The following is a 23,825-nucleotide window of genomic DNA, read 5'->3' as shown; positions in this document are numbered from 1 at the left end:
ATCAAGACAGTTGAACCCTAGGAACCTCTGAACGCTCCAGCATTGCCGCCAATGCGGCCACTTTCGGGCGCGTCCCCTATCGCCCGGCGCACTGCGTCGCCGTGCGGAAGATGAACGGGATTTCCTGGGCTTCGTATCCCTCGGGCATGTCGAAGGGCGCAGCAGCCTGGATGGCGCGCAGCACCCCGTCGGCGGCGGCGCGCCAGGTGGCGTCGCTGCGCGGCCGGTCGAGGCGCGGGGCCCCCATCACCCGGCCCTGCTCGGACAGGCGCACATAGACCCGGATCTCCAGCTCGGCGGCCCCGGGCAGATCGCAGTTGAGCACCCAGTGCGGCGTGATCTGACGCGCCAGCGCCTGCAGGTCGCTGCGGCCGATGGCCTGGCTGGCGACGCCGGCGCCCTGCTGGCCGGTCGGGGCGCGGGTCCCGGTATTGGGGCTGGGGCGGCGCGGCCCTGCGAGGGCGTCGAGGTCCAGCGACGGCTCCTCCCGGCGGGGCTGGGGCCGGGGTTGTTCCGGCCGCGGGTTGGGACGCGGCGGAGTCTCGGTCTTCTTGGGCGGCGGCGTCGGGGCCGGCGTCGGGCGCGGCTGCGGCCGGGGCGGCGGCGGCGTGGGCGTCGGCTCCGGCGGCGTGGGCTCCGGCTCGGGCTCCGGCGGCGGCGCGGTCGCCGCATCCTCCAGCACAGGCTCCGGCTGGGGATTGTCCGCCGGCGCGGCCGCGACCGTGATCTCGTCAGAGACGATCGTCACCGGCACGGAATTGAGCACCGGCGGCCGCTCGGCCTGCGGCCACGGGAACAGCACCACCCCGACCAGCAGGCCGTGCAGCACAAGCGATCCCAGGATCGGGCCGGGCCGGGTCACGCCGTCTCAGCCCTCCGCCGCGAGCGCGGGCTCGACGCCCGCCGCAGGCGCCTCGCTGGCGGCCGGCGCGGCGGCCGGGGCGCTCGTGTCGGTGATCAGGTTGATGCGCTTGAAGCCGACGGCCGACAGGCGCGCCATCACCCGGGCCACGGCCTCATAGGGCGCAGCGCCGTCGGCGCGCACGAAGATCGGCCGCTCGGCCACCTCGCGGCCGGCCATGGCGGTCGTCACGCGCGCCAGATCGTCGAACGGGATGGCGTCCTCGCCGACGAAGGTCGCGCCCGTGCGATCAACCGAGACCGTGATCGGCTCCTCGTCGGTCTCCAGCGCGCTGGCGTCGGTCTTGGGCAGCTCCAGCGGCACGCCGACGGCGAGCAGCGGGGCGGACACCATGAAAATGATCAGCAGCACCAGCATCACGTCGACGAGCGGCGTGACGTTGATCTCGCTCAGCGGCGCCCTCCGGGCGCGCCGACGCCCGCGGCCGTGCCCGCCGCCGCCGGTTCCGCCGCCTCCCAGCGCCACGGCTCAGACCTCCCGCGAGGCGTAGTCGGCGCGCGGCGCGGCCGGGGCGCCGAGACGCCGCGCCACCGCCGCCTGCAAGTCGTCGGCGAAGCTCTCCAGCCGGCCGGTGAACTTGCCCGCGTCGATCGAGAACTTGTTGTAGGCGATGTAGGCCGGGATGGCGGCGAACAGGCCGATGGCCGTGGCGAACAGGGCCTCGGCGATGGCCGGCGCCACGGTGGTCAGGTTGGTGTTGCCGGCCGAGGCGATGGCCGAGAAGGCGTTCATGATGCCCCACACCGTGCCGAACAGGCCGATGAAGGGCGACGAGGTGGCGACCACCGACAGCAGGCCGAGGCCCTCCTCGATGCGCCGGCTCTCGCGCGCGATGATCGAGTCCAGCGTCCGGTCGATGCGGGCGATCAGCAGATTGGCCTGGGAGTCGGTCAGCCCGCCGCGCGAGCGCGCCTCGCGCCAGTCGGTCAGGGCCGCGGTCAGCATGCGCGGCAGCGGGTCCTCGGGATTGGGACCGGCCTGGGCGGCGACGTCTTCCAGCGAGCGACCGGACTCCACCGCCTTCTCGAATTCGTCGGCGCGCTTGTTCATGCTGGTGAAGCGGACGCCCTTGTCGAGGATGATCGCCCACGACCACAGGGACATCACGGCAAGACCGATCATCACCCCCTTCACCACCCAGTCGGCGGTCATGAACAGATAGACGGGGTCCATCAGGGAGTGGGCGGTGGCGAGGACGGTCATGCAGGACTCGCGTTCGGTGAAGCGGCGTGGAGCCTATCCAGCGGGGCTGTAAGGCCTTTCTGTGGCGCGTGTAGCCGCGACCGGCCGACTCGTCGACGGCTTACGCCTGCGACGGGTCCAGCCAGGGCTTCACTTTCTCGACAAGTGCCGCCGAGGGGCGCCGGGGCCGGCCGTCCAGATGGATGCACACCGCCTCCACCTCGGCCCGGGTCAACACCTCCCCGCCTCGCTCGATCGCCTGGCGGATGATCAGCCGCGGCCCGCGCACCGCCTCGTACAGGGTGCGCACCACCAGGGCGTCGTCGATCCGCGCCGGCTTCACGAAGGCCAGCTCCATGCGCGAGACCACGAAGGCCAGCGGCGAGTCGCCCTCCAGCAGCTCCGCATGGCCGATCCCGACGGCGCGCAGAAAGTCCGACCGTCCGCGCTCGAAATAGCGAACGTAGTTGGCGTGATAGACCACGCCAGTGAAGTCGGTGTCCTCGTAATAGACCCGCACCGGCAGCAGATGGGCGCGGCCCTCGAACCGGCCATGGGTGGGCAGATCGGTCACGCGGCGGACTTGTCCCGCGCAATCCGCTCCAGCGCCTCAGCCATGCGCTCGCGCCAGTCATCGCCCTCCAGCGCGAAGGCGGCGATGGTCCGGCGGGTGAGCTTGAGAGAGACGTCCTGCTGGGCTGCGACCTGCTCATACAGCTCCGGAAGAACTTCCTTCAACGGACGAGCTTCGGCGAAGTCCTCTTCAGTCCACTCAGGATTGTCGGGATCGTCGATGTCGACATCCTCGTAGTCGTCCGGGTCAAGGCTGAACTTCGGGTCAGCCATATCGCTTCGTCTCCCTGGCGTTGGCCCGCCTGAGGCTGATCACTCGCACTCCGCCATGGCGGAGCGTGAAGGCCAACATGTGTAACTTGCCCTCAAGCATAGCATAGGCGCGCCATCGTGGCTCGCCGGAGTCTCGACGATCATCGACCCGAATAACCGCTGTGCCTAAATCGATCTCAATGGCTCGCGCGAGGGAAATTCCGTGCTTGCGCTGGTTGATCTCGTCCTTGGCCGGGTCGAAGTCGATCATCCTTCAAACAGACCACCCTGTGCAGGCGGGGTTTTCGGCGCATCCAGCCCCAGGTGCGCATAGGCGCGGGCGCAGGCGACGCGGCCGCGCGGGGTGCGCTGGATGAAGCCCTGCTGCAGCAGGTAGGGCTCGATCACGTCCTCGACCGCGTCGCGGGCCTCGGCGATGGCGGCGGCGAGCGTGTCCATGCCGACCGGGCCGCCGCCGTAGTTCTCGATCAGCGCCTTGAGGAAGCGGCGGTCGAGGCTGTCCAGCCCGGCCTCGTCCACCTCCAGCCGGGCGAGGGCGCGGCCGGCCGCCAGCCGGTCGATGGCCGAGGCGCCGTCGGCGGCGGCGAAGTCACGCACCCGGCGCAGCAGCCGGCCGGCGATGCGGGGCGTGCCGCGCGAGCGCCGGGCGATCTCCATGGCCCCGTCGGCGGTGATCGGCGCGCCCAGCTTGTGCGCCGCGCCGCTGACCACGCGCACCAACTCCTCGGGCGTGTAGAACTCCAGCCGCAGCGGAATGCCGAAGCGGTCGCGCAGGGGCGTGGCCAGCAGACCGGCCCGGGTCGTCGCCCCGACCAGGGTGAAGGGCGCCAGATCGATCCGCACCGACCGGGCCGAGGGCCCCTCGCCGATGATCAGGTCCAGCACATGGTCCTCCATGGCCGGATAGAGGATCTCCTCCACCTGCGGGTTCAGGCGGTGGATCTCGTCGATGAACAGGACGTCGCGCGGCTCGAGATTGGTCAGGATGGCCGCAAGGTCGCCGGCCTTGGCCAGGATCGGCCCCGAGGTGGCGCGGAAGCCGACGCCGAGCTCGCGCGCCACGATCTGCGCCAGGGTGGTCTTGCCCAGCCCCGGCGGGCCGAACAGCAGCACATGGTCCAGCGCCTCGCCGCGCGACCGGGCCGCGTCGATGAAGACCTTGAGATTGCCGCGCGCCTGCTCCTGACCGACGAACTCGGCGAGCGTCTGGGGCCGCAGCGCCCGGTCATGGACCTCGCCCGGCGCCGGCGCGGCGGAGATGAGACGGTCGTCGGTCATGAGCGCAGTGGCGAGTGGCGAGTGGCGAGTGACGAGCGGGGGGCGGGGCCGGAAGCGTTGTCGCTGGCCGACCGGGTGGCGTTGCCGGCACCGGCGGCCTTGAACACTCGCCACTCGCCACTCGCCACTCGCCACTCCCTCACCGCCCCAGCTCCTGCAGGGCGGCGCGGATGACGGCGGACAGGGCCGCCTCGTCGCCGAGCCGGATCAGGGCCTGGTCGACGGCGCGGCGGGCGTTGACCTCGGCCACGCCGAGGCCGAGCAGGGCGGCCACGGCCTCGCCCGAAAGGCTGGGCGCCGGCGGCGCGGCCTCCAGGTGCACGCCCGGCGCCGACGGGGTGAAGCTGGCGTCGCCCAGCGGCTTGCCCTTCAGCTCGGTGACGATGCGCAGGGCCAGCTTGGGGCCGACTCCGTTGGCGCGGGCCACCGCCGCCTTGTCCTCGCGCGCCACCGCCGCCGCCAGCTCGCCCGGCGGCAGCACGTCCAGCACCGACAGGGCCGCCTTGGGCCCGACGCCCTGGATGGCGATCAGGGTGGTGAAGGCGCGCCGCTCGTCGCGGGTCGGAAAGCCGTAGAGCCGCGGCCCCTGCTCCGCCGACCACTGGTGCTCGACATAGAGGGTGGTCTCCTCGCCGGGCGCCGGCAGGCGCTGCAGGGTGCGGGCGCCGCACGCGGCGACATAGCCGACGCCGCCGCAGTCGATCAGGCAGTCGGCCTCGCCGACCTCCACCAGCACGCCCCGCAGCCGCCCGATCACGCCGCCCTCCGGGCCGTGCGGTAGTGGGCGTGGGCGATGGCCACGGCCAGGGCGTCGGCGGCGTCGGCGGCGACCTCCCCGGCTCCGGGGAGCAGGCGGCGCACCATGAAGGCGACCTGGGCCTTGTCGGCCTGACCGGCCCCGACCACCGCCTTCTTGACGAGGCTGGGGGCGTATTCGGCCACGGGCAGACCGGCCTGGGCCGGCCCCAGAATGACCGCGCCGCGCGCCTGTCCCAGCTTCAGGGTCGAGGCCGGATTGACGTTGACGAAGACCTCCTCGACCGCGGCCTCATCGCAGCCGTGCTCGGCGCAAACCCGCGTGACGCCTTCGAGCAGGCCCAGCAGGCGGGCGGCGAACGGCAGGCTCTCCGGCGGGGCGACGACGCCATGGCCGATCCAGCGCAGACGCGCGCCTTCGACGGCGATCACGCCCCAGCCGGTGCGCCGGAGTCCGGGGTCGAGCCCCAAAATGCGAGTCGGTCCGTTCGCCATCCGTTCCAGTGATGCCGGAAAGAGGGTTGACGGACAATGACCAAGTGTTGGGCGCTCAGGTCTCGCGCGGATCGACCTGCACGCCGCGCACGCCCGGCAGGTCCGCGAGGCGCTCGGCTAGGTCGTCGAGCGCCGCGTCGGTGACCTTCAGCCGCCACTGCCGCCGCCACATGCCGTCGTCGGCCGACAGGCGCTGCTCGCCCCCCCTGGCGCGCGGATCACAGCCCCGCAGAAGGCTCGAGGCCGTCCGGCGCACATCCTCGCGGCCGCGCTCCCAGCTCAGGCTGACGTAGACCACCGTGCGCGCCGGGAGCAGCCGGGACACGACCCGCAGCAGGGCAAGGATCAGGAGAGTGGCGAAGGCCGCGACCATTCCGAGACCGCTCATGCCGACCCCGAACAGGGTGCCGATGGCCGAGCTGATCCACAGGGACGCCGCTGTGGTCAGGCCATGGACGGAGAAGCCGGTCCGGAAGATCACCCCGCCGCACAGGAAGCCGACGCCGGTGAGGATGCCGTGCGCCATGCGGACCGGGTCGGTCGTGATCTGGGCCGTCGTCAGGCCCGACAGGGTCCAGGCGTCCTGACGGACCGCCGCCTGCATCAGCACACAGGCCGCGAGGGCGACGAGGATGTGGGTGCGGAACCCGGCGGAGCGGCCGCGCCATTCCCGCTCAAGCCCGATCAGGCCGCCAGCCACCACGGCCCCGAGGATTTCGGGGAGCGGGGACAGGAGACTGGCGAGGACGGCGTCGGGCGGCATCCCCCGGCAACGCCTGACGGCGTCCCCGGGTTCGAAGCGGACGTCAGCCGGCGGCGGTCTGCGAGTCGGCGGCCGGGCGGCCGGTGCGCTCGCGCCGGGCGGCGTCGAGCGCCGCGGCGTTCATGGCGGCTTCCGCCCGAGCGCCTTCGAGCTCGCCGCGCAGGGCGGTCAGCTGCTCGTTGAGGGACTTCACGCGCGCCTGGTAGTCGGCCTCGGTCGAGGCCAGCTTGGCCTGCAGCTTCAGCATGCGGTCCTCGGCACGGGCGATCGCCTTGTCGTGGGTCAGGGCCGACTTGGCGAGGGCCTCGGCGCGATCCACGGCCGCCAGTCGGGCGACATCCATGGCCGCCAGACGCTGACGCGCCTCCTCGCTGGTCGACTCCAGCGTGGTGACCCGCTCGAGGGCCCGGTCCAGCTGGGTCTGCAGGGTGTCGGCGCGGCGCTCGGCCGTGGTGGCGGCGGCCTGAACCTCGGCCAGACGCACGCCCTGTTCGGCGTTGAGCACGTCGAGCCCGTTGGCGCGGGCGGTGGCGGCGTCGAGCCGGGCGCCCAGGGCGGCCAGCTCCGAGCGGTCCGCCTCGATCTGGTTCTCCAGCGCGCGCAGGGCGCGGGCGGACTCGGCCTGTTCGGCCGCAGCGCGGGCGCGCTCGGCGGCCAGCTGGCCCTCGCCGATGGCCAGGGCGCGGGCGAGGCCGGCGATCTCCGCGGCGCCTTCCTCGGCGCGGCGACGCATCACGCCGCCTTCTTCCAGCGCCAGGGCGTAGTCGCGCTGCAGCTGAATGCGGGCGCTGTCGGACTCCGACCGCTGCGCCTCGGCCAGCTTGAGCTGGTTGCGCACGCCCTCGAGGTCCTGCTCCAGCTCACGCAGCCGCTGGCTGGTAAGCCGTTCGGACGCCTCGAAGGCCTCGATGCGGTTGCTAGCCTGGGACAGCTGGTTACGCAGGCGATCCATCTCCAGCCGCGCGTCCTGCAGGGCCGCCGCGGTTTCGCTGGCCTGGGCCCCGGTCTCGTCGGCGCGGGCTTCGGCCTGGATCAGCGAGGCGCCCTGGCTGCGCAGCTCGGCCACCGCCTCCTCCAGCCGGCTCGACAGCTCGGCATTGGCGGCGCGCAGGTTGATGACCTCGACGTGGTTGTCACGGCGGGCCTTGAACTCGGCGTCCAGCGGCTGGCGCAGCTGGGTCAGCAGGGACTCGAAGCGGCCGAACTGCTGGGCCATCTCGCCCAGCTGGTCGAGGCTGTCCTGGATCGTCTCGAAGCGTTCGCCGATGACCCCGGCGGCCTCGGCGCGCGCGGCCTGCCCGCCTTCGGGAGCGGCCGCCTCGCCGCCGCGCTCGCCCTTGGCGTTCCCGCCGGAAAGCACGCGATCAATCCTGGACAGCAGCATCGTCAACTTCCCCCTGGAGCCGGGCGCGTCGCCCTGCCGGCCCGGCAAACGGGCGCAGAATCGCGGCCCGTCTCACGTTCTCCAGACGGTAACACACCACCAAGGCGAGTCGATACGTGAGGCCCCGGAGGCCCTGCGTTACTCGGCCGCGAGGTTGGAGCCTTCGGGCGCAGTCCAGCGCAGGACCGGCTGGCGGGCGGCGCGGGTCTCGTCGAGGCGCTTCATCGGCGCATGGAACGGCGCGCCCTTGAAGCGGTCGACGTCGCCTGCTTTCGCCGCCGTCGCCAGGGCCCGCATGGCCTCGATGAAGCGATCCAGCTCCGCCTTGGACTCCGTCTCGGTCGGCTCGATCAGCATGGCCCCGTGGACGACCAGCGGGAAGTACATGGTCATCGGGTGGAAGCCCTCGTCGATCATCGCCTTGGCGAAGTCGAGCGTGGTGACCTCGGTGCCCTTGAGCCATTCGTCGTCGAACAGGGCCTCGTGCATGCACGGGCCATTCGGGAAGGCCGGGCTCATCAGGTCCTGCAGGCGCGCCTTGATGTAGTTGGCGTTCAGCACCGCATCCTCGGCCACCTGACGCAGGCCGTCGGCGCCGTGGCTGAGCATGTAGGACAGGGCGCGGACATACATCCCCATCTGGCCCTGGAAGGCGCACAGCCGGCCGAAGGCCTGGGCCGCGTCGCCCTCCTCGCGCTCGATCAGGCGGAAGCCGTCGCCGTCGCTGACCACCCAGGGGGCCGGAGCAAAGGGGGCGAGCGCTTCCGACAGCACCACCGGACCGGCGCCCGGACCGCCGCCGCCGTGCGGCGTCGAGAAGGTCTTGTGCAGGTTGATGTGCATGGCGTCGACGCCGAGGTCGCCGGGGCGCACCCGGCCGACGATGGCGTTGAAGTTGGCGCCATCGCAGTAGAAGTAGGCGCCCGCCTCATGCGTCAGCCGGCTGATCTCGAGGATGTCCCGCTCGAACAGGCCGCAGGTGTTCGGGTTGGTGACCATGATGGCGGCCACGTCCGGCCCCAGCTTGGCGGCCAGGTCGGCCACATCGACGCGGCCGTCGTCGGTCTGGGCCACTTCCACCACCGTATAGCCGACGAAGGCGGCGGTGGCCGGGTTGGTGCCGTGGGCCGAGGTCGGCACCAGCACCTTGCGGCGCTGCGCGTGCTCGCCCTTGGCCTCATGGGCGGCGCGGATGGCCATCAGCCCGCACAGCTCGCCGTGGGCGCCAGCCTTGGGCGACAGGGCCACCGCCGGCATGCCGGTCAGGGTCTTGAGCCAGTGGGCCAGGGTGTCCATCAGCTGCAGCGCGCCCTGCACCGTCGACTGCGGCTGCAGCGGGTGGATGTCCGAGAAACCGGGGATGCGCGCCATCTTCTCGTTGAGGCGCGGGTTGTGCTTCATCGTGCACGAGCCGAGCGGATAGATGGCCAGGTCGATGGCGTGGTTCTTCTGGCTCAGGCGCACATAGTGGCGCATGGCCTCCGGCTCGCTCAGCCCGGGCAGGCCGATCGGATCACGACGGACCAGATCGCCCAGATCGGCGGCGTCGGTCGTCGGCGCCGGGAGGTCGACGCCGGTCTTGCCCCAGCCGTCGCCCTCGAAGATCAGCGCCTCGTCCTGCAGCAGGCCGCGGCCGCCGGTCAGGGTGGCGGGCTTGGTCTGCACGGCGTGCGGGGTGGTCGGACGGCCGACGGTGTTCATGGTGCTGCTCATCGTACGTCCCTTCAGTTGGCCAGGACCTTGGCGAGCGAACGCGCCAGGATCTGGATATCGCCGTCGAGGGTGGTTTCGGTCGCCGCCACCAGCAGGACATCATCCATGCCGGCCCCGGGGGCGAGGCGGCTGTAAGGCACGCCGGCCAGCACCTGGTGCTGCGCCAGCGCCTCGACGACCTGCGCCGCCGGGCGCGGCAGGCGCACCGCGAACTCGTTGAAGAAGCGCGGGGTCAGGATCTCGACCCCCGGAATGGCCGCCAGGGCGTCACGCGCCGACAGCGCCTTCTCATGGTTGAGCAGGGCCATGCGGCGCAGGCCGGTCTCGCCCAGCAGGCTCATGTGGATGGTGAAGGCCAGCGAGCACAGGCCCGAGTTGGTGCAGATGTTCGAGGTCGCCTTGTCGCGGCGGATGTGCTGCTCGCGGGTCGACAGGGTCAGCACGAAGCCGCGACGGCCGTCGGCGTCCACCGTCTCGCCGCACAGGCGGCCCGGCATCTGCCGCACCAGCTTCTCGCGCGTGGCGAACAGGCCGACGTAGGGCCCGCCGAAGTTCAGGGCGTTGCCGATCGACTGGCCCTCGGCGGCGACGATGTCGGCGCCCATATCGCCCGGGGCCTTGAGCAGGCCCAGCGACACCACCTCGGTGACCACCACGATCAGCAGGGCCCCGGCGGCGTGAGCCGCCTCGGCGATCTTCGTGACGTCGGTCGCCGTGCCGAAAACGTTGGGGGTCTGCACCACGACGCAGGCGGTGTCCGGCCCGATGCGCGAGATCACGCCGGCCTCGGCGTCGATCGCCGCCGGCAGCACCTCGGTCTCGACACCGACCGCGTGCACCACCGTCTCGGTCGCGGCGACATAATGCGGGTGGACGCCGCCGGAGATCACCGCCTTGTTGCGGCGGGTCACGCGGGTGGCCATCAGCACGCCCTCGGCCATGGCGGTCGAGCCGTCATAGAGCGAGGCGTTGGCCACCGGCATCCCGGTCAGGTTCGCCACCTGGGTCTGGAACTCGTACAGATATTGCAGCGTGCCCTGGGCGATTTCCGGCTGGTAGGGGGTGTAGCTGGTCAGGAACTCGGACCGCTGGATGATGTGGTCCACCGTCGCCGGCACATGGTGGCGATAGGCCCCGGCGCCGCAGAAGAAGGGCACGGACCCGGCGGTCACATTCTTCGCCGCCAGACGCTGCAGCTGCCGCTCGACCTCCAGCTCGCCGGCCACGCGGGGCAGGTCCACCGGGCCGTCCAGCCGCGCGGCGGCCGGCACGTCCACGAACAGGTCATCGATCGTCTCGACGCCGATGGCCGCCAGCATGGCGTCACGATCGTCGGGGGTCAGGGGCAGGTAGCGCATCTCGTTTTCCGCTCATCCCCGCGGAAGCGGGGACCCAGTGATTTGGGCGAAGACTGTCGCCGGGGAGGACGAACCGCTCTGCCCGGACCCACGCGGCTGCGGGCCCGGGCCCCGGCTTTCGCCGGGATGAGCGGAGAAGAACCTAGAGGGTGGTCAGGTACTGGTCGTAGGCGGCGCGATCCATCAGGGCGTCGAGCTGGGAGGCGTCGCGGACCTTGATCCTGGCGAACCAGCCGGCGCCTTCGGGATCGGCGTTGACGGTCTCCGGGGCGGTGGCCAGGGCGTCATTGGCCTCGATCACCTCGCCATCGACCGGGGCGTAGACGTCCGAGGCCGCCTTGACGCTCTCGACCACGGCGAAGCCGGCCTTGGCCTCGACCACCTTGCCGACCTCGGGCGTCTCCACGAAAACCACGTCGCCGAGCTGCTCGGCCGCGTGCTTCGTGATGCCGACGATGGCGACGTCGCCCTCGAGCCGGACCCATTCGTGATCCTTGGTGAACTTCATGGCGTGCCCCTCTCAGGCCTTGGGTTTGCGGTAGTAGCGCTGGGCGACGAACGGCATCGCCACCACCTCGGCGGCGGCGGCCTTGCCGCGGACGATCACCTTCAGTTCGGTCCCCAGACCGGCGAAGGCGGGCGGCACATAGCCCATCGCAATGTTCTTCCCGAGCGTCGGCGACGGCCCGCCCGAGGTGACGCGGCCGATCACGGTCCCGTCGGCGTCGGCGATCCCGGCGCCCTCCCGGGCCGGAGCGCCCTCCTTCACGACCAGACCGACGCGCACCCGCGACGGTCCCTCGGCCAGCTCGCGCAGCACCCGATCGGCACCGGCGAAGTCGGCGCGTTCCTTACGGCTCTTCGACAGGGCGAAAGTCAGGGCGCCCTCGACAGGGCTGGTGGTCGGGTCGATGTCGTGGCCGTGCAGCGGCAGCCCGGCCTCCAGCCGCAGCGAGTCCCGGGCCCCGAGGCCCACGGGCTTGACCCGCGCGTCCTGCAGAAGGGTGTTCCAGATCCGCTCGGCCTGGTCCGCCGGGACCGAGATCTCGTAGCCGTCCTCGCCGGTGTAGCCCGAGCGCGAGATGTAGCAGTCGACGCCGAACAGCATCAGCCGGGCGCATTCCATGAAGCCCATGTCGGCCAGCACCGGCTCGTGCCCGGCCATCACCGCCGCCGCCTCGGGCCCCTGGATCGCCAGCAGGGCGCGATCCTCGAGCACCGTCAGCTGCGCATCGCCGGCCAGCCGCGCCCGCCACAGGGCGAAGTCCTCGTCCTTGTTGCCCGCGTTGACGACCACGAACAGGCCGTGGTGGTCCGGCCGCCCGGCCATCAGGTCGTCGATGATGCCGCCCTGGTCGTTGAGCAGCACGGAGTACTTCTGCTTGCCGGCCTTCACCGCGGCGTAGTCGCCCGGCACGAAGCGCTCGAACTGGGCCGTGGCGTCGGCGCCGGTGATCTTGCACTGGCCCATGTGCGAGACGTCGAACAGGCCGGCGTGCTCGCGGGTCCAGCGGTGCTCGGCCAGCACGCCCTCGTACTGGATCGGCATGTCATAGCCGGCGAAGGCCGCCATGCGCGCGCCCAGCGCCTTGTGCGCAGCGGTCAGCGGCGTGGTCTTGAGCGGGGTGTCGGACATGCGGGTCTCCGGTTGCGAGGCGTGCTGAGGCGCTGACCGCCTCGCCCCCGCTGTCCCTGAGCCTGAGAGATTCCGCGCCGGACAGGGTCCGGGCTTGCTCCGTCGGCGAGCCCGGCCGGGCTCTTTCCAGCGTCCGTGCGCTTCGCGGTCCTTTTGCCTGAGCGTTTCCGGGGCGGTTGCGCCTTCGGCTCCGGCCCGTCCGATCCGAGGATCCGCGACGGCCCGATCTCTCCCGCGAGAGCGACCCCGCTGTCCTCCGACTCCCGCGCGAAGTCAAGCTGCACCGGGCGTGCTGCGCTGTCTTGGCGCTGTCGGACAACGGCGTTAGCCTGAGACCATGCGCCAGATCCTCCTCGCCACCGCCGCCCTGTTCGTCGTCGCCGCCTGTTCGGAGCCCGCCGCGCCGCCCGAGCCGGCCCCCGCCCCGGCCGACGCGCCGGCGTCCGCCGCCGCCGGCCTGCTGGAGGGGGACGGCTTCACCCCGGCGCAGCCCAATGGCGGCACGGCCCTGAAGCTGGCCTTCGGCATGCCGCAGGACGACGTCAGCCGCTTCCTGACCGGCCTCTACGGCCGCGAACCGACCCGTGACGGCTGCGCCGACACCGAGCTGGTCGTCCTCGACTGGGGCAATGGCGTCGACTTCCTGTTCGAGAACGGCGCGCTGGCCGGCTGGTTCGCCGCCGAGGGCGCGGCCGAGGGACTCTCGACCCTGTCCGACATCCACGTCGGCTCGACGCTCGCCGACGTGCGCGCGGCGCATCCGGACGTGCAGGTGCGCGAGGATACGGTGGGGCCGGAGTTCAGTCTGCCCGGGGACGTCTTCGGCTTCCTGAACGGCACGGGGGACGACGCCCGCGTCACCGCCCTCTACGCCGGCCGGGCCTGCATCTTCCGCTGAGCCACGACGGGCTGGCGGCTCAGTAGCCGCCGGCCCGCGCAATCACCTCGGCGTGGAAGTGGGCGTCGCCGAGCAGCTCGTTCAGCACCCGCACCCGCTTCATGTAGAGGCCGATGTCGTACTCGTCGGTCATGCCGACGCCGCCGTGCATCTGAACGCCCTCCTGCACCGCCAGCTCGGCCACGCGGCCGGCCTTGGCCTTGGCCACCGAGACGGCGAGATCGGCCTTGTCCGCGCCGGCGTCGAGCCGCTGCAGGGCGCCGAGGGTCGCCGCCCTGGCGATCTCGATCTCCGAGAACAGATGCGCCGAGCGATGCTGCAGCGCCTGGAACTCGCCGATGGCGCGGCCGAACTGCTTGCGGCCCTTGATGTAGTCGAGGGTGATCTGGAAGGCTTGATCCCCCGCCCCGGTCAGCATGGCGGCGGCGCAGGCCCGGCCCAGCGCCAGTGCAGCGTTGAGCGGCGCGCCGGCCCCGCCGACCTCGCCGAGGACGGCGTCAGCATCGACCTCGACGTTGTTCAGGGTCACCCGCGCCGCATTGTGCGCGTCGACCATGGCGGTGCGCTCGATCTCCACCCCGGCGGCCTTCGGATCGACGAGGAACAGGGTCAGGCCCTCGTCGGCGCGGGCGACGACGATCAGGGCGTCGGCGACATGGCCGTCGAGCACGAAGGCCTTGCGGCCGTTAAGACGGAAGCCGTTGCCGGCGCGCTCGGCGCGGGTCTCGATCCGCTCGGGCGCATGCTTGGCCCCCTCCTCCAGCGCCAGGGTCAGGATGGCCTCGCCCGCCGCCAGCTGCGGCAGCCAGGCCGCCTGCTGGGCGTCGGACCCGGCCTCCAGCAGCACCTTGGCCGCCAGCACCGAACTGCCGAGGAAGGGCGACGGCGTCAGGGTGCGGCCGAGGCTCTCGGCGATGACCCCGGCCTCGACCGCGCCGAGCCCCGAGCCCCCGTGCGCTTCCGGCACGATCACCCCGGCGAAGCCCATCTCGCCAAAGGCCCGCCACAGCTCGCGCGAGACGCCGTCGGCGTCCTTGCGGTCGCGTAGCTCGCGCAGGTGCCTGATCGGCGCGCGCTCGGCGAGGAAACCGTCGGCGGCCTCCTTCAGCATGGTCTGTTCGTCGGTGAGGATCAGGGGCATGGGATGATCGTCCTCTCTGCACCCTCCCCCTCGATGGGGGAGGGCCGGGGTGGGGGTGCGGGCGGCGGCGGTTCCTGGCGGGGCTCGGGCGGCGCCTCCCGCGATCATCACCCTGATGACCGTGCGAGCACCCCCATCCCCAACCCTTCCCCCATCGAGGGGGAAGGGAGCGGTCCCGCTACGCCCCCGGCAGCTGCAGGATGTGCTTGGCGATGATGTTGAGCTGGACCTCGCTGGTCCCGCCCTCGATCGAGTTGGCCTTGGTGCGCAGCCAGTCGCGGGCGGCGGAGCCATGCCGCGAGCGCTCGCTCTCCCACTCCAGCGCGTCCGAGCCGCCGGCAGCCATCAGCAGTTCGTGGCGGCGCTTGTTCAGCTCCGAGCCGTAGTACTTGAGCATCGAGGCCATGGCCGGGTGGGCCTGACGGGCGCGGGTCTGGTCGCCGACCCGCTCCAGCGCCAGCCGGAAGGCGGCGGCGTCGATGTCGAGCTCGGCGATGCGGCTGCGCAGCATCGGCTCGTCCAGACGCCCGTCGGCGCTGACGCCGATCGAGTCCGCCGCGACCTGGCCGACCGGCCGGCCGCCCATGACCTCGCCGATCTCGCCGATCATGGTCCGCTCGTGAGCCAGCAGATACTTGGCCACGTCCCAGCCGCGGTTCAGCTCGCCGACGAGGTTCTCCTTCTCGACGCGGACATTGTCGAAGAAGGTCTCGCAGAAGGGGCTCTTGCCCGAGATCAGGGTGATCGGCCGGGTGGTCACGCCGGGCGTGGCCATGTCGAACAGCACGAACGAGATGCCAAGGTGCTTCGGCGCCTCCGGATCGGTGCGCACCAGGCAGAAGATCCAGTCGGCCTTGTCGGCGTAGGAGGTCCAGACCTTCTGGCCGTTGACGATCCAGTGGTCGCCCTTGTCTTCCGCACGCGTCTGCAGGCCGGCGAGGTCGGAGCCGGCGCCCGGCTCGGAATAGCCCTGGCACCAGCGAATCTCGCCGCGCACGATCGGCGGCAGGAACTTCTGCTTCTGCTCTTCGGTGCCGAACTTCAGCAGCGCCGGGCCCAGCATCCAGACGCCGAAGGACTGCAGCGGCGGCTGGGCCTGGAGGCGGCGCAGCTCCTTCGCCAGCACCTTGGCCTCCTCGCGGCTCAGGCCGCCGCCGCCGTACTCGCGCGGCCATTCCGGCGCGGTCCAGCCGCGCGCGGCCATGCGTTCCAGCCACTGGCGGTGGGCCGGCGTCTTGAACACGGCGTTGCGCCCGCCCCAGATGACGTCCGACTCGCTCTCGATCGGTCCGCGCACCTCGGCCGGGCAGTTGGCCTCCAGCCAGGCGCGGGTCTCGGCGCGAAAGGTCTCAAGGTCGCTCATTCTGTGCCTCGGCGTTTTTCCCTGGAGCGCAGGCTAGAGCGTATTTTTTGAGGACGGAAGCGTGACGCGACGTCAGGGCGCGGGCGATGACGGCTCCGGCAGGACCGGCGGGCTGGAATCCGCATGGGTCAGATAGGCCGACCACAGGTGGCGCGTCCGCTCCCGCGTCAGGTCGATCCGGCACTGCAGCGTGTTCGGCCCGCGGATCGTGCCGTCGCTCCACCAGGCGTAGGTGGCCGAGCACTCGGCGTCGCGATAGGCCAGCCAGGCGCTCTGGCTCAGCTGCAGCGCCTCGACCACCTCGGGGCCGTCCGCGCCGACGATCCGGTCGCCGAGCTCGTCAGCCCGCGCGATGACCGCGGCGAAGTAGGAGTCCATGCGGTCGGACTCGCGCTCCAGCTGCCCGGAAAGACAGGCGCTGATGTCCACCGTCGAAACGGCGTCCTCACAGCCATCCGGACCAGCGACGGCGACGGTGGACGCGAGCAGCGCGGCGATCAGCATGACGAGCCTCCAGGACAAACGCCGCCATGCGGCCGGGCGACCGACGCGTCTCGCGCGCGCGGATCACATCTGCGGGAACCGCCGTCAGGCGGCGACCGCCTCGCGTCGCAGGCGCCAGAAGCGGATGGTGCGCAGCGCCGTATCGCGGCCCAGCGCCGCGTACATCTCGGCATAGCTCTTCGCCTTGCCCATGGCGTCGCCGTCGTCATTGAGCAGCACGAGGGCGTAGGTCAGGAACAGGGCGCGATCGAGATCCGCGGCGCGGCAGACCACCGCCAGCGCATCCAGCTCGCGCCGCTCGACGATGTGGCGGGCGGTGTGGAAATCGAGGTCCGCCAGCTGCGCCAGGGCGATCAGGAAGGCCGTCTTGCTGTTGTTGCGCAGGAATCCGGCCAGCACCGACGGGGTCAGCTGGTTCGCCGCCTGCAGCTGCTCCACCCGGGCCAGGGTCTCGGCGTAGTCCTCCGGCAACACGCCGTCCTGGGTCGCCACCTGGGCCCGACCGTGGCGGAGCGCGCTCTCCAGCAGCGCCGGGTCCATGGCCGCGTTCTGCTCCAGAATGCTCTGCCGCAGGCGCGTCTCGACCACGAAATACATGTCGTTGAGCAGGTCCGGCGGCAGGCTGGCGCGATTGACCGTCACCTCGTGCAGGGCCGGGTTCAGCTTGGCCCGCTCGACCGCGGCCTCGGAGGCCTCGCGCGACAGGCGCGCGCCGTCGTTGCGCAGCAGGGTGCCGAGGGTCTCGTCATCGCCGCGCGCGACGATCACGTCGGACACCGCCTCTGACACCTGCGGTCGCGACGAGACGGCGCGCAGATGGTCCTGGCCGTGCTTGCGCACGACCCGCAGCAGGTCCTCGTCCGTCAGCAGCGGCGAGGCGCGCAGCACGGCGGTCGCCACCGCCGCCTCCGGGTCGTCGGCGAGAGTCCGCACGAGGCCGCGCGGTGCGTGGGGGGCCGGGCCGAAGCGCTCGGCCAGTTCGGCGCGGACCGCCGCCTCCATGTCCTGGGCCACCTCCGCGAGGATGACGCCATAGGCTTCGGTTTCGACCTCGCCATGACCGGACGCGCCGAAGAAGCTTTCGGTCAGTTCGCGCAGCACGGCGCGGCGGCGTTCGCTCGAGGACTCCCGGGCGAGCGAAATCAGGTCGGGAAGGCGGGAGTCGGGCGTACTCATGGCAGGGTCGATCCGTCCAGAAGCTCGGCCGGCACCAGCCGGCCCCGGGCGTCGCGCAGAATGACGGGCGGCCCCTCGGGCTCCGCCAGATCAACGGGCGCCTGGTCCAGCATGACCGGCGCGGGCAGCGCGACCGGGTCGGGCGTCCGGCCCGCGGCCCGGTGCACGGAATAGAACCGCGGCGACTCGCCGGCGACCGGGGCCTGGGGCGAGACCGGGGCCTCGGGTCGGGCCGGGGCGGCAGGAGTGGGGGCGGCTTCTGCAGCGGCGAGCCGGAAGATCGGGGCATCGGGGCGCGGGGCGTCAGCCGGACGGACCGCTGCAGCCGCCTCATACGTCGCGGGCACGATGACCGGCGGCGGGACGTACGCGGCCGGCGGCGATGCGGCGACCGGCGCGGCCGGGGCCGCAGGGGCCGCCTGAGCCGGCGCTCCGCCGGCGGGCAACCAGGCCGAGGCCGGAGTCAGGCCGTTGCGCGGGCGCTCCGCCGGCACGGGCGGCCCATAGACCACCGGCGCTGGCGGCGGCGGCGTTTCGGCCCGCGGCGGCGCCGCGGCAGGCGCGACCGCAGGAGTCCGGGCCGGATCGGGGCGCTTGCCGTGCCAGTTGAGGTAGCGCAGGCCGCTGGCCTGCCCCGCCCGAACCGGAGCGGAGGCCGCCGGCGCCGTCTGGGCGACGACCGGCGCAGCCGTCGCCGCAACCGAGGCCACGGTCAGGGCCAGTCCGGCCATCACGGGAAGGCGCGCGCTGCGGGCCAAGATCGTCTCCGGCGACTTGCTCACCGGGGCAGCGTAGCGAGGGCGGCCTTAACTGCCGGCTAACGTCCGTTAAGGCGGCGTCGGGCCGCCGCGACCAGCAGGCCGGCCCCGGCGTTGAGCGCCGCGCCCATCACCGCCAGCCACACCAGCGCGGCCAGCAACTCGGCCGTGCGCAGGCGGTTGCCGGCCTCCAGCAGCCGCCAGGCCAGCCCCTGGGCGGCGCCCGAACCGGAGACGAACTCGGCCACCACCGCCCCGATGATCGAGAGACCGGCGGCCACCCGGAAACCCTCGAGGGCATAGACCGCCGCCGAGGGCGCGCGCAGCCGCACCAGCCGCCGCCATCGCCCGGCGCCATAGAGATCGAACAGGCGCTCGAGATCGGGATCCGCGGACCGCAGCCCGGTCAGCACGCCCGAAAAGATGGGGAAGAAGGCGACCAGCGCCGCGAGGGTCACCACCGCGGCGCCGGCGTTGTCGAGGCCGTACCAGATGAGCACCAGGGGGGCGATGGCGACCACCGGCGTGACCTGCAGCGCCGTCGCCAGCGGACGGGCCGCGCGCTCGGCCGCCGGGCTGAGCGACACGAGGACGGCGAGGCCGCCGCCGACGACGGTGGCCACGGCCAGCGCCTGCAGCGCCATGACGAAGGTGCGGCCGGCGGACGGGATCAGGCGCGGGGCCGCCTCCACCAGGGCCGCGGCGACGGCGCTGGGCGGCGGCAGGAAATAGGCGGGCACGTCGAGCAGACGGCAGCCGGCCTCCCACGCCAGCAGGAGCACGGCCGCCAAGGCAAGGGGCGGCCAGAGGCGCGCGACGAGGCTCATGGCGTGGGCTCCATGGCCCGGGCCAGCGCCTCGGACAGCCGGGTCGCCGCCGCCCGCGCCTCGGCGCTCTCGCGGAAGCCAGCGGGGCGCGGCAGGACCGGCGGCAGCGGGACCTCGGCGCTGACCGCGCCGTCGCGGCCCAGCACCAGCGCCCGGCCGGCGAGATAGACGGCGTCCTCGACGTCGTGGGTGACGAGCACGATGGTCGGCCGCGACGCCTGCCACAGCCGGTGCAGGTCCTCGGCCAGCCGCCGCCGGGTGATGGTGTCCAGCGCTGCGAAGGGCTCATCCAGCAGCAGCAGATGCGGCTCGGCCACCAGGGCCCGGGCAAGGGCGGCGCGCATGGCCATGCCGCCGGACAGGGCCGCCGGCCGCGCCGTCAGCCGCTCGCCCAGCCCCACGGCCTGCAGCGCCGCGGCGGCGCGCGCGTCGCCCTCGGCGCGCGGGGCGCCGGCGAGATCGAGCGGCAGCCGGACATTGTCCTGCACCGAGGCCCAGGGCATCAGCGTCGGCGCCTGGAACACCAGGCCGATGCGGTCGCGCGGGGCGGCGCGATGCACCTCGCCGCCAGCCGCCGGCTCCAGTCCGGCGATGAGGCGCAGCAGGCTGGACTTGCCGGCCCCCGAGGCGCCGACGAGGGCGACGATCTCGCCCGCCTCGACCGTCAGATCGATAGGGCCGAGCGGCGTCGGCCGGCCGGGGAAGCGGATCAGGGCCCGCCGCAGGGCGACGGCGGGACCGGCCTCAGCCACGGCCCGGCAGGAAGTCGAGGGTGAAGGCGTCCCGCCAGTTGAGGGTGGTCGGATAGACGCCCGCCTGGCTCGTCACCTCGAAAAAGTCGCGCCAGCGGTCGGCGGTCATGGCCCCGAGGCCGAACAGGGCGGCGTCGCCCCCCTCGACCAGGGCGTAGCTCTTCAGCTTCTCCCGGGCCTGGTCCAGCACGTCCTGGGTCATCTCCGGGTTGTCGCGCCGGATCAGGGCGTCGGCCACGGAGGCGTCGCCGTTCAGATAGTCGCGCCAGCCCTCGATCGAGGCGGCGATGAAGCTGCGCAGGGCCTCGGCGTTGTCGCGGGCGAAGCCGTCCGGGGCCAGCACCATGGTGGCGTAGGAGGGGTAGCCCTCGTCCGCCAGAAGGAAGACCCGCGGCTCGAAGCCGCCGACCTTCTCGATCGTGTAGGGCTCGGAGGTCAGATAGCCCTGCTGCACCGCCCGCGGGTCGGCGAGGAAAGGCGCCGGGTTGAAGGTGTACTTGCGCACCTGGTCGTCGGTGAAGCCGTACTTCGCCTTGAGCCAGACCCAGAAGGCCGTCACCGAGGCGTCGGCCAGCAGGATCGGCCGGCCGGCGAGGTCGGCGATCGAGTCCAGCGCCGGGTCCGGGTGGGCGATCAGGACCTGCGGGTCTTTCTGGAAGAAGGCGGCCACCGCCTTCACCGGCGCGCCCTCGTTGACGAGGTTCAGCGGGATGAAGCTGTTGGAGCCCATGCCCAGCTCGACCGCGCCGGACGCCAGCAGCTGAGGCACGTTCACGCCCGGCCCGCCCTGGACGATCTGCACGTTCAGGCCGCGGCGCTCATAGGCCCCGGAGGCCAGCGCCTGGTAGAAACCGCCATGCTCGGCCTGGGCCAGCCAGTCGGTGGCGAAGCGCAGCCGCACACGGCCCGCCTCATCGACCTCCGGCGGCGCCCCGCGGCCACAGCCGGCCAGCGCGAGCGCGCCCGCCCCGGCCAGCAGCCGGCGACGATCCGTGACGAGGGGAGGCGTGCGCTGGATCATGCCCGAGGTTTAGGGGGCGCGACGCGCCGTGGGAAGGGCGCGCGGCCGGGCATTTCGTCAGGGGTCGGGCAGACGTCGGGGCCTGCGCGGCGTTCCGCCCGGCGCCGCACCTCGCAGCTTCACGGTGGCGGAATTGAGCGAGGGGACGTCCGCCCGGTCGAGCCGTTGCGGACGCCCCCTCGCCAAGTCCGGGTTGGACTTGGCCATTGAGGGTCGGGGCCCTGGCCTGCGCGTCGAGGAGGCGAACCTCCTGGACGGTCGGCTGTATCCCGTCGTCGCCGCGTCGCCGCCGGTCCGAAAGGGTCGCCCCCGTCGTCGTTCAGCGATCGCGATCCGGTTCCCCTGCAGCCGGCCGAAGCCTGCGCCGCCGAAGCCTGGATCCTGCCGGTCGAAGGTCAGGCCGAAGCCGTCAGCATCTCCCGGTCAGAGCGTCGGACCGGCTCGCCTGGATCCCCGGGTCTCCCCGGATTTCCGCGCCGCCGTGTCCCTCGGCCCGTTGACGTTCTCGCGGAACCCGCTATGAGGCAAGCGCCCGAAACTGACCGCCTGTGGGCCATTCGGCGGACAATCTGTGCGCAGGCTGTGGAAAACGGCGCGGCGCACGCAATTTTCACCCCCGAAGTCAGAGGCTTGCGCGTTATCCACAGACCGGCGTCAGCCGCCCGTGGCCATCGCCTCGCGCTTCTCCTCCAGCTCCAGCCACTCGGTCTCGGCCGCCTCCAGCTGCGACCGCGCCGCCGCCGCCGCCTTCACCGCCCGGTCGAAGGCCGCCGGGTCGCGGGCGTAGAGGTCCGGGTCGGCCAGCAGGGCGTCCTGCCGGGCGATCTCCGCCGGCAGCGTCCCGATCAGCCCCTCCAGCTCTTCCAGCCGGCGCTGGTCCTTGTAGGACAGCTTCTTCGGGGCGGCGGCGGGCGCCGGGCGGGCGGGCGGCTCGGCGCGCCCGGCCTTCCCCTCCCCTGCCGCGCGCGGCGCCTCGCTGAGGAAGCCGGGGTTCTGGCGCACGAAGTCGGACCAGCCGCCGGGCGTCTCGACGATGTCGCCGCGGCCGTTCAGCGCCAGGGTCGAGGTGGCCAGCCGGTCGATGAAGTCGCGGTCGTGGCTGACCAGGATCAGCGTCCCCTCATAGCCCTCCAGCAGCTCCTCGAGCTTGTCGAGCGTGTCCATGTCGAGGTCGTTGGTCGGCTCGTCCAGCACCAGCAGATTGGCCGGCTTCGCCAGCGCCCGGGCCAGCAGCAGGCGGTTGCGCTCGCCGCCGGACAGGGTCGAGACCGGCTGCTTCAGCTGGCTCTCCTGGAACAGGAACTCCTTCGCATAGGCCGCCACATGCATCGGCCGGCCGCGCACCAGCACCGAGTCGCCGCCGCCGGGGGTCAGGGCGTCCCACAGGCTCATGTCCGAACGCAGCCCCTCGCGCGACTGGTCCATGTAGACCACTTCGAGATTGGCCCCGAGCCGCACCGTGCCCTCGTCGGGCGCCAGCTCGCCCAGCAGGGTCTTCACCAGCGTCGTCTTGCCCGCCCCGTTCGGCCCGACGATGCCCAGCCGGTCGCCGCGGATCACCCGCGTGGTCAGGCCCCGGAAGATGACCCGCTCGCCGAAGCGCTTGGCCACCCCCTTCAGCTCGGCCACCAGCTTGCCGGAGGTCGCCCCGGCGTCGACGCCGAGGGTCAGCTCGCGCGGCAGGTCGCGCACCCGCTCGGCCCGCTCCACCCGCATCTGCCGCAGCCGCTCGGCCCGGCCCTCGTTGCGGGTCCGCTGGGCGGTGATCGAGCGGTAGAAGGTGTAGGTCTCCGCCTCGATCCGCTTCGTCAGCCGCCGCAGGGACTCGGCCTCTTCCTCGTAGATCTTGCCCGACCAGGCGTCGAAGGCCTCGAACCCCTTGTCGAGGGTGCGCACCCGGCGCCCGTCCAGCCAGTGCACCGCCTGGGTCACGCGGTTGAGGAAGGCGCGGTCGTGGCTGACCACCAGCACGGCCGAGCGCAGCGACAGCAGCTCCGCCTCCAGCCGCTCGATGGCCAGGATGTCGAGGTGGTTGGTCGGCTCGTCCAGCAGCAGCACGTCCGGAGCCTCGGCGAAGGCTTTCGCGAGGGCCGCGCGCCGGATCTCGCCGCCCGACATCCCGCCGGTCCCCTTCCGCGGGTCGAGGCCGAAGGTCTCCAGCCAGGCCTCGCCGTCCCAGCGCTCGGCCCCGCCCGAGGCGGCGTAGTCGGCCAGGGTCTCGCCAACGATCGCCGGCTCCTGCGGCACATAGGCGAAGCGCGTCCCGGCCTGCACCGTGCGCTCGCCGGCGTCGGGCTCGATCAGGCCCATGACCAGCTTCATCAGGGTCGACTTGCCCGCCCCGTTGCGCCCGACCAGGGCGGCGCGCACGCGCGGCTCGATGGCCATGTCGACCCCGTCGAACAGCGGCCGCGGCCCGTCCTGCAGACGGACGTCCTTGAGGGCGACAAGAGGCGGACGCGCGGCCATGAGGCTCCTAGAGGTCTGACATTGCGGTCAGGAAGATGCGGTGGAATAGGTGTCGCCAGCGACTTTCGCCACCCCGCGGCTCCGTATTCCTCGCGCCGGCAGCGTCGGCGGCGTAGAAGCCGCGCATGGCCTTCTGGCGTGACAAGACCCTGGAGCAGATGACCGCGGCGGAGTGGGAGGCGCTGTGCGACGGCTGTGGCCGCTGCTGCGTGATCCGCTTCGAGGAGGAGGAGACCGGTGAGGTCATCCCCACGCGGGTGCACTGCAAGCTGTTCGACCCGCAGGCCTGTCGCTGTTCCGACTATGCCGCGCGCAAGACCCATGTGCCGGACTGCATCAAGCTGACGCCGTGGAACATCGAGGCGCTGCAGTGGATGCCGAAGTCCTGCGCCTATCGCCGGCTGCACGAGGGGCGCGGCCTCGCCGACTGGCACCCGCTGGTCAGCGGCGATCCGGAGAGCGTGCACCGGGCAGGGGTGTCGGTGCGGGGCCAGACCATCTCGGAGCTGAGCCTGGCCGAGCCCGAGGACGCGCTGGACTTCGAGGCGCCGGAGTGGGCCGGGGACGCCTGACGCAAGACGGC

Annotated in this window: 26 protein-coding genes and 2 riboswitches; of the genes, 2 read left to right on the top strand and 24 right to left on the bottom strand. The window is 72.3% G+C overall.

Annotation, left to right across the window (positions count from 1 at the left end):
* Positions 1–76 precede the first annotated feature (76 nt).
* The 15 genes from VGN74_RS13080 to gcvT all read right to left on the bottom strand — a co-directional run bounded on the left by VGN74_RS13080 (position 77) and on the right by gcvT (position 12,333).
* The gene (locus tag VGN74_RS13080; protein WP_327448900.1) at positions 77–862 is read right to left on the bottom strand and encodes a hypothetical protein; all 786 of its coding nucleotides are present in this window, start codon (positions 860–862) and stop codon (positions 77–79) included.
* Between the two features lie 6 nt (positions 863–868).
* Complete coding sequence (locus tag VGN74_RS13075; protein ID WP_327448899.1) at positions 869–1,387, bottom strand: ExbD/TolR family protein; 519 nt, start codon at positions 1,385–1,387, stop codon at positions 869–871.
* A 3-nt stretch (positions 1,388–1,390) separates the two neighbouring features.
* Positions 1,391–2,125, bottom strand: a complete 735-nt coding sequence (gene tolQ / locus VGN74_RS13070) for a protein TolQ (protein WP_327448897.1) — start codon at positions 2,123–2,125, stop codon at positions 1,391–1,393.
* Between the two features lie 100 nt (positions 2,126–2,225).
* A complete protein-coding gene (ybgC, locus tag VGN74_RS13065; protein WP_327448895.1) occupies positions 2,226–2,678 on the bottom strand; it encodes a tol-pal system-associated acyl-CoA thioesterase in 453 nt (150 codons plus the stop codon).
* Positions 2,675–2,950, bottom strand: a complete 276-nt coding sequence (locus tag VGN74_RS13060; protein ID WP_327448893.1) for a BrnA antitoxin family protein — start codon at positions 2,948–2,950, stop codon at positions 2,675–2,677. Before VGN74_RS13060 ends, ybgC begins: the two co-directional genes overlap by 4 nt.
* Positions 2,943–3,200: a BrnT family toxin gene (locus tag VGN74_RS13055; RefSeq protein ID WP_327448891.1), complete on the bottom strand. Its 258-nt coding sequence runs from the start codon at positions 3,198–3,200 to the stop codon at positions 2,943–2,945. Before VGN74_RS13055 ends, VGN74_RS13060 begins: the two co-directional genes overlap by 8 nt.
* A complete protein-coding gene (gene ruvB / locus VGN74_RS13050) occupies positions 3,197–4,228 on the bottom strand; it encodes a Holliday junction branch migration DNA helicase RuvB (protein WP_327448889.1) in 1,032 nt (343 codons plus the stop codon). The genes VGN74_RS13055 and ruvB overlap by 4 nt, the downstream gene beginning before the upstream one ends.
* 139 nt (positions 4,229–4,367) lie before the next feature.
* Positions 4,368–4,985, bottom strand: coding sequence for a Holliday junction branch migration protein RuvA (ruvA, locus tag VGN74_RS13045; RefSeq protein WP_327448887.1), 618 nt, complete (start codon positions 4,983–4,985; stop codon positions 4,368–4,370).
* Positions 4,982–5,479, bottom strand: a complete 498-nt coding sequence (gene ruvC, locus VGN74_RS13040) for a crossover junction endodeoxyribonuclease RuvC (RefSeq protein ID WP_327448885.1) — start codon at positions 5,477–5,479, stop codon at positions 4,982–4,984. Before ruvC ends, ruvA begins: the two co-directional genes overlap by 4 nt.
* 55 nt (positions 5,480–5,534) lie before the next feature.
* Positions 5,535–6,242: an MgtC/SapB family protein gene (locus VGN74_RS13035; RefSeq protein WP_327448883.1), complete on the bottom strand. Its 708-nt coding sequence runs from the start codon at positions 6,240–6,242 to the stop codon at positions 5,535–5,537.
* Positions 6,243–6,285: 43 nt separating this feature from the next.
* Positions 6,286–7,626: a hypothetical protein gene (locus VGN74_RS13030; RefSeq protein WP_327448881.1), complete on the bottom strand. Its 1,341-nt coding sequence runs from the start codon at positions 7,624–7,626 to the stop codon at positions 6,286–6,288.
* 138 nt (positions 7,627–7,764) lie between these two features.
* Positions 7,765–9,339: an aminomethyl-transferring glycine dehydrogenase subunit GcvPB gene (gcvPB, locus tag VGN74_RS13025; RefSeq protein ID WP_414643564.1), complete on the bottom strand. Its 1,575-nt coding sequence runs from the start codon at positions 9,337–9,339 to the stop codon at positions 7,765–7,767.
* Between the two features lie 11 nt (positions 9,340–9,350).
* Positions 9,351–10,697, bottom strand: coding sequence for an aminomethyl-transferring glycine dehydrogenase subunit GcvPA (gcvPA, locus tag VGN74_RS13020; protein ID WP_327448879.1), 1,347 nt, complete (start codon positions 10,695–10,697; stop codon positions 9,351–9,353).
* Positions 10,698–10,839: 142 nt separating this feature from the next.
* Entirely contained in the window at positions 10,840–11,205 is a 366-nt protein-coding gene (gcvH, locus tag VGN74_RS13015) for a glycine cleavage system protein GcvH (RefSeq protein ID WP_327448877.1), read from the bottom strand.
* Positions 11,206–11,217: 12 nt separating this feature from the next.
* Entirely contained in the window at positions 11,218–12,333 is a 1,116-nt protein-coding gene (gene gcvT / locus VGN74_RS13010; RefSeq protein WP_327448875.1) for a glycine cleavage system aminomethyltransferase GcvT, read from the bottom strand.
* Positions 12,334–12,381: 48 nt separating this feature from the next.
* Positions 12,382–12,465, bottom strand: a riboswitch (glycine riboswitch).
* A gap of 3 nt (positions 12,466–12,468) precedes the next feature.
* Positions 12,469–12,578, bottom strand: a riboswitch (glycine riboswitch).
* A 92-nt stretch (positions 12,579–12,670) separates the two neighbouring features.
* Here gcvT and VGN74_RS13005 point away from each other — a divergent pair.
* Positions 12,671–13,231, top strand: a complete 561-nt coding sequence (locus VGN74_RS13005) for a hypothetical protein (RefSeq protein WP_327448873.1) — start codon at positions 12,671–12,673, stop codon at positions 13,229–13,231.
* Positions 13,232–13,250: 19 nt separating this feature from the next.
* On the opposite strand, the gene VGN74_RS13000 is transcribed toward VGN74_RS13005, so the two are convergent.
* The 9 genes from VGN74_RS13000 to VGN74_RS12960 form a co-directional block, all read right to left on the bottom strand.
* Positions 13,251–14,372, bottom strand: coding sequence for an acyl-CoA dehydrogenase family protein (locus VGN74_RS13000; RefSeq protein WP_327448871.1), 1,122 nt, complete (start codon positions 14,370–14,372; stop codon positions 13,251–13,253).
* Between the two features lie 178 nt (positions 14,373–14,550).
* On the bottom strand, positions 14,551–15,735 hold the full coding sequence (locus VGN74_RS12995) for an acyl-CoA dehydrogenase family protein (RefSeq protein WP_327448869.1): 1,185 nt from the start codon (positions 15,733–15,735) through the stop codon (positions 14,551–14,553).
* Between the two features lie 72 nt (positions 15,736–15,807).
* Positions 15,808–16,239, bottom strand: coding sequence for a lysozyme inhibitor LprI family protein (locus tag VGN74_RS12990; RefSeq protein WP_327448867.1), 432 nt, complete (start codon positions 16,237–16,239; stop codon positions 15,808–15,810).
* Between the two features lie 84 nt (positions 16,240–16,323).
* On the bottom strand, positions 16,324–17,415 hold the full coding sequence (locus VGN74_RS12985; RefSeq protein ID WP_327448865.1) for a DUF2336 domain-containing protein: 1,092 nt from the start codon (positions 17,413–17,415) through the stop codon (positions 16,324–16,326).
* Positions 17,412–18,173, bottom strand: a complete 762-nt coding sequence (locus VGN74_RS12980) for a hypothetical protein (protein WP_327448862.1) — start codon at positions 18,171–18,173, stop codon at positions 17,412–17,414. The genes VGN74_RS12985 and VGN74_RS12980 overlap by 4 nt, the downstream gene beginning before the upstream one ends.
* 59 nt (positions 18,174–18,232) lie before the next feature.
* Positions 18,233–19,000 (bottom strand): ABC transporter permease, encoded by a 768-nt coding sequence (locus VGN74_RS12975; protein ID WP_327448860.1) that lies wholly within the window; start codon positions 18,998–19,000, stop codon positions 18,233–18,235.
* Positions 18,997–19,752 (bottom strand): ABC transporter ATP-binding protein, encoded by a 756-nt coding sequence (locus VGN74_RS12970; RefSeq protein WP_327448858.1) that lies wholly within the window; start codon positions 19,750–19,752, stop codon positions 18,997–18,999. Before VGN74_RS12970 ends, VGN74_RS12975 begins: the two co-directional genes overlap by 4 nt.
* Positions 19,745–20,773 carry an ABC transporter substrate-binding protein gene (locus VGN74_RS12965; RefSeq protein ID WP_327448856.1) on the bottom strand — a complete coding sequence of 343 codons (1,029 nt, stop codon included), beginning with the start codon at positions 20,771–20,773 and terminating at the stop codon, positions 19,745–19,747. The genes VGN74_RS12970 and VGN74_RS12965 overlap by 8 nt, the downstream gene beginning before the upstream one ends.
* 654 nt (positions 20,774–21,427) lie before the next feature.
* A complete protein-coding gene (locus VGN74_RS12960) occupies positions 21,428–23,242 on the bottom strand; it encodes an ABC-F family ATP-binding cassette domain-containing protein (protein ID WP_327448854.1) in 1,815 nt (604 codons plus the stop codon).
* A 125-nt stretch (positions 23,243–23,367) separates the two neighbouring features.
* Here VGN74_RS12960 and VGN74_RS12955 point away from each other — a divergent pair, with 125 nt between their 5' ends.
* Positions 23,368–23,814 carry a YcgN family cysteine cluster protein gene (locus tag VGN74_RS12955; protein WP_327448852.1) on the top strand — a complete coding sequence of 149 codons (447 nt, stop codon included), beginning with the start codon at positions 23,368–23,370 and terminating at the stop codon, positions 23,812–23,814.
* Positions 23,815–23,825 lie beyond the last annotated feature (11 nt).

Origin of the sequence: Brevundimonas sp. (assembly GCF_035998205.1) — a bacterium.
Taxonomy (GTDB): Bacteria; Pseudomonadota; Alphaproteobacteria; order Caulobacterales; family Caulobacteraceae; genus Brevundimonas.
This window is presented reverse-complemented; position numbering and strand designations above follow the sequence as displayed.

What these genes read in the sequence shown, in the direction of transcription:
- ruvB (WP_327448889.1), bottom strand. Translation starts at nt 4,228, where the DNA reads ATGACCGACGACCGTCTCATCTCCGCCGCGCCGGCGCCGGGCGAGGTC.
- VGN74_RS12975 (WP_327448860.1), bottom strand. Translation starts at nt 19,000, where the DNA reads ATGAGCCTCGTCGCGCGCCTCTGGCCGCCCCTTGCCTTGGCGGCCGTG.
- VGN74_RS12985 (WP_327448865.1), bottom strand. Translation starts at nt 17,415, where the DNA reads ATGAGTACGCCCGACTCCCGCCTTCCCGACCTGATTTCGCTCGCCCGG.
- VGN74_RS12995 (WP_327448869.1), bottom strand. Translation starts at nt 15,735, where the DNA reads ATGAGCGACCTTGAGACCTTTCGCGCCGAGACCCGCGCCTGGCTGGAG.
- VGN74_RS12990 (WP_327448867.1), bottom strand. Translation starts at nt 16,239, where the DNA reads ATGCTGATCGCCGCGCTGCTCGCGTCCACCGTCGCCGTCGCTGGTCCG.
- ruvC (WP_327448885.1), bottom strand. Translation starts at nt 5,479, where the DNA reads ATGGCGAACGGACCGACTCGCATTTTGGGGCTCGACCCCGGACTCCGG.
- VGN74_RS12960 (WP_327448854.1), bottom strand. Translation starts at nt 23,242, where the DNA reads ATGGCCGCGCGTCCGCCTCTTGTCGCCCTCAAGGACGTCCGTCTGCAG.
- gcvPB (WP_414643564.1), bottom strand. Translation starts at nt 9,339, where the DNA reads ATGAGCAGCACCATGAACACCGTCGGCCGTCCGACCACCCCGCACGCC.
- VGN74_RS13030 (WP_327448881.1), bottom strand. Translation starts at nt 7,626, where the DNA reads ATGCTGCTGTCCAGGATTGATCGCGTGCTTTCCGGCGGGAACGCCAAG.
- VGN74_RS13005 (WP_327448873.1), top strand. Translation starts at nt 12,671, where the DNA reads ATGCGCCAGATCCTCCTCGCCACCGCCGCCCTGTTCGTCGTCGCCGCC.
- gcvH (WP_327448877.1), bottom strand. Translation starts at nt 11,205, where the DNA reads ATGAAGTTCACCAAGGATCACGAATGGGTCCGGCTCGAGGGCGACGTC.
- gcvT (WP_327448875.1), bottom strand. Translation starts at nt 12,333, where the DNA reads ATGTCCGACACCCCGCTCAAGACCACGCCGCTGACCGCTGCGCACAAG.
- gcvPA (WP_327448879.1), bottom strand. Translation starts at nt 10,697, where the DNA reads ATGCGCTACCTGCCCCTGACCCCCGACGATCGTGACGCCATGCTGGCG.
- VGN74_RS13055 (WP_327448891.1), bottom strand. Translation starts at nt 3,200, where the DNA reads ATGATCGACTTCGACCCGGCCAAGGACGAGATCAACCAGCGCAAGCAC.
- VGN74_RS12955 (WP_327448852.1), top strand. Translation starts at nt 23,368, where the DNA reads ATGGCCTTCTGGCGTGACAAGACCCTGGAGCAGATGACCGCGGCGGAG.
- VGN74_RS13060 (WP_327448893.1), bottom strand. Translation starts at nt 2,950, where the DNA reads ATGGCTGACCCGAAGTTCAGCCTTGACCCGGACGACTACGAGGATGTC.
- VGN74_RS12965 (WP_327448856.1), bottom strand. Translation starts at nt 20,773, where the DNA reads ATGATCCAGCGCACGCCTCCCCTCGTCACGGATCGTCGCCGGCTGCTG.
- VGN74_RS13035 (WP_327448883.1), bottom strand. Translation starts at nt 6,242, where the DNA reads ATGCCGCCCGACGCCGTCCTCGCCAGTCTCCTGTCCCCGCTCCCCGAA.
- VGN74_RS13000 (WP_327448871.1), bottom strand. Translation starts at nt 14,372, where the DNA reads ATGCCCCTGATCCTCACCGACGAACAGACCATGCTGAAGGAGGCCGCC.
- tolQ (WP_327448897.1), bottom strand. Translation starts at nt 2,125, where the DNA reads ATGACCGTCCTCGCCACCGCCCACTCCCTGATGGACCCCGTCTATCTG.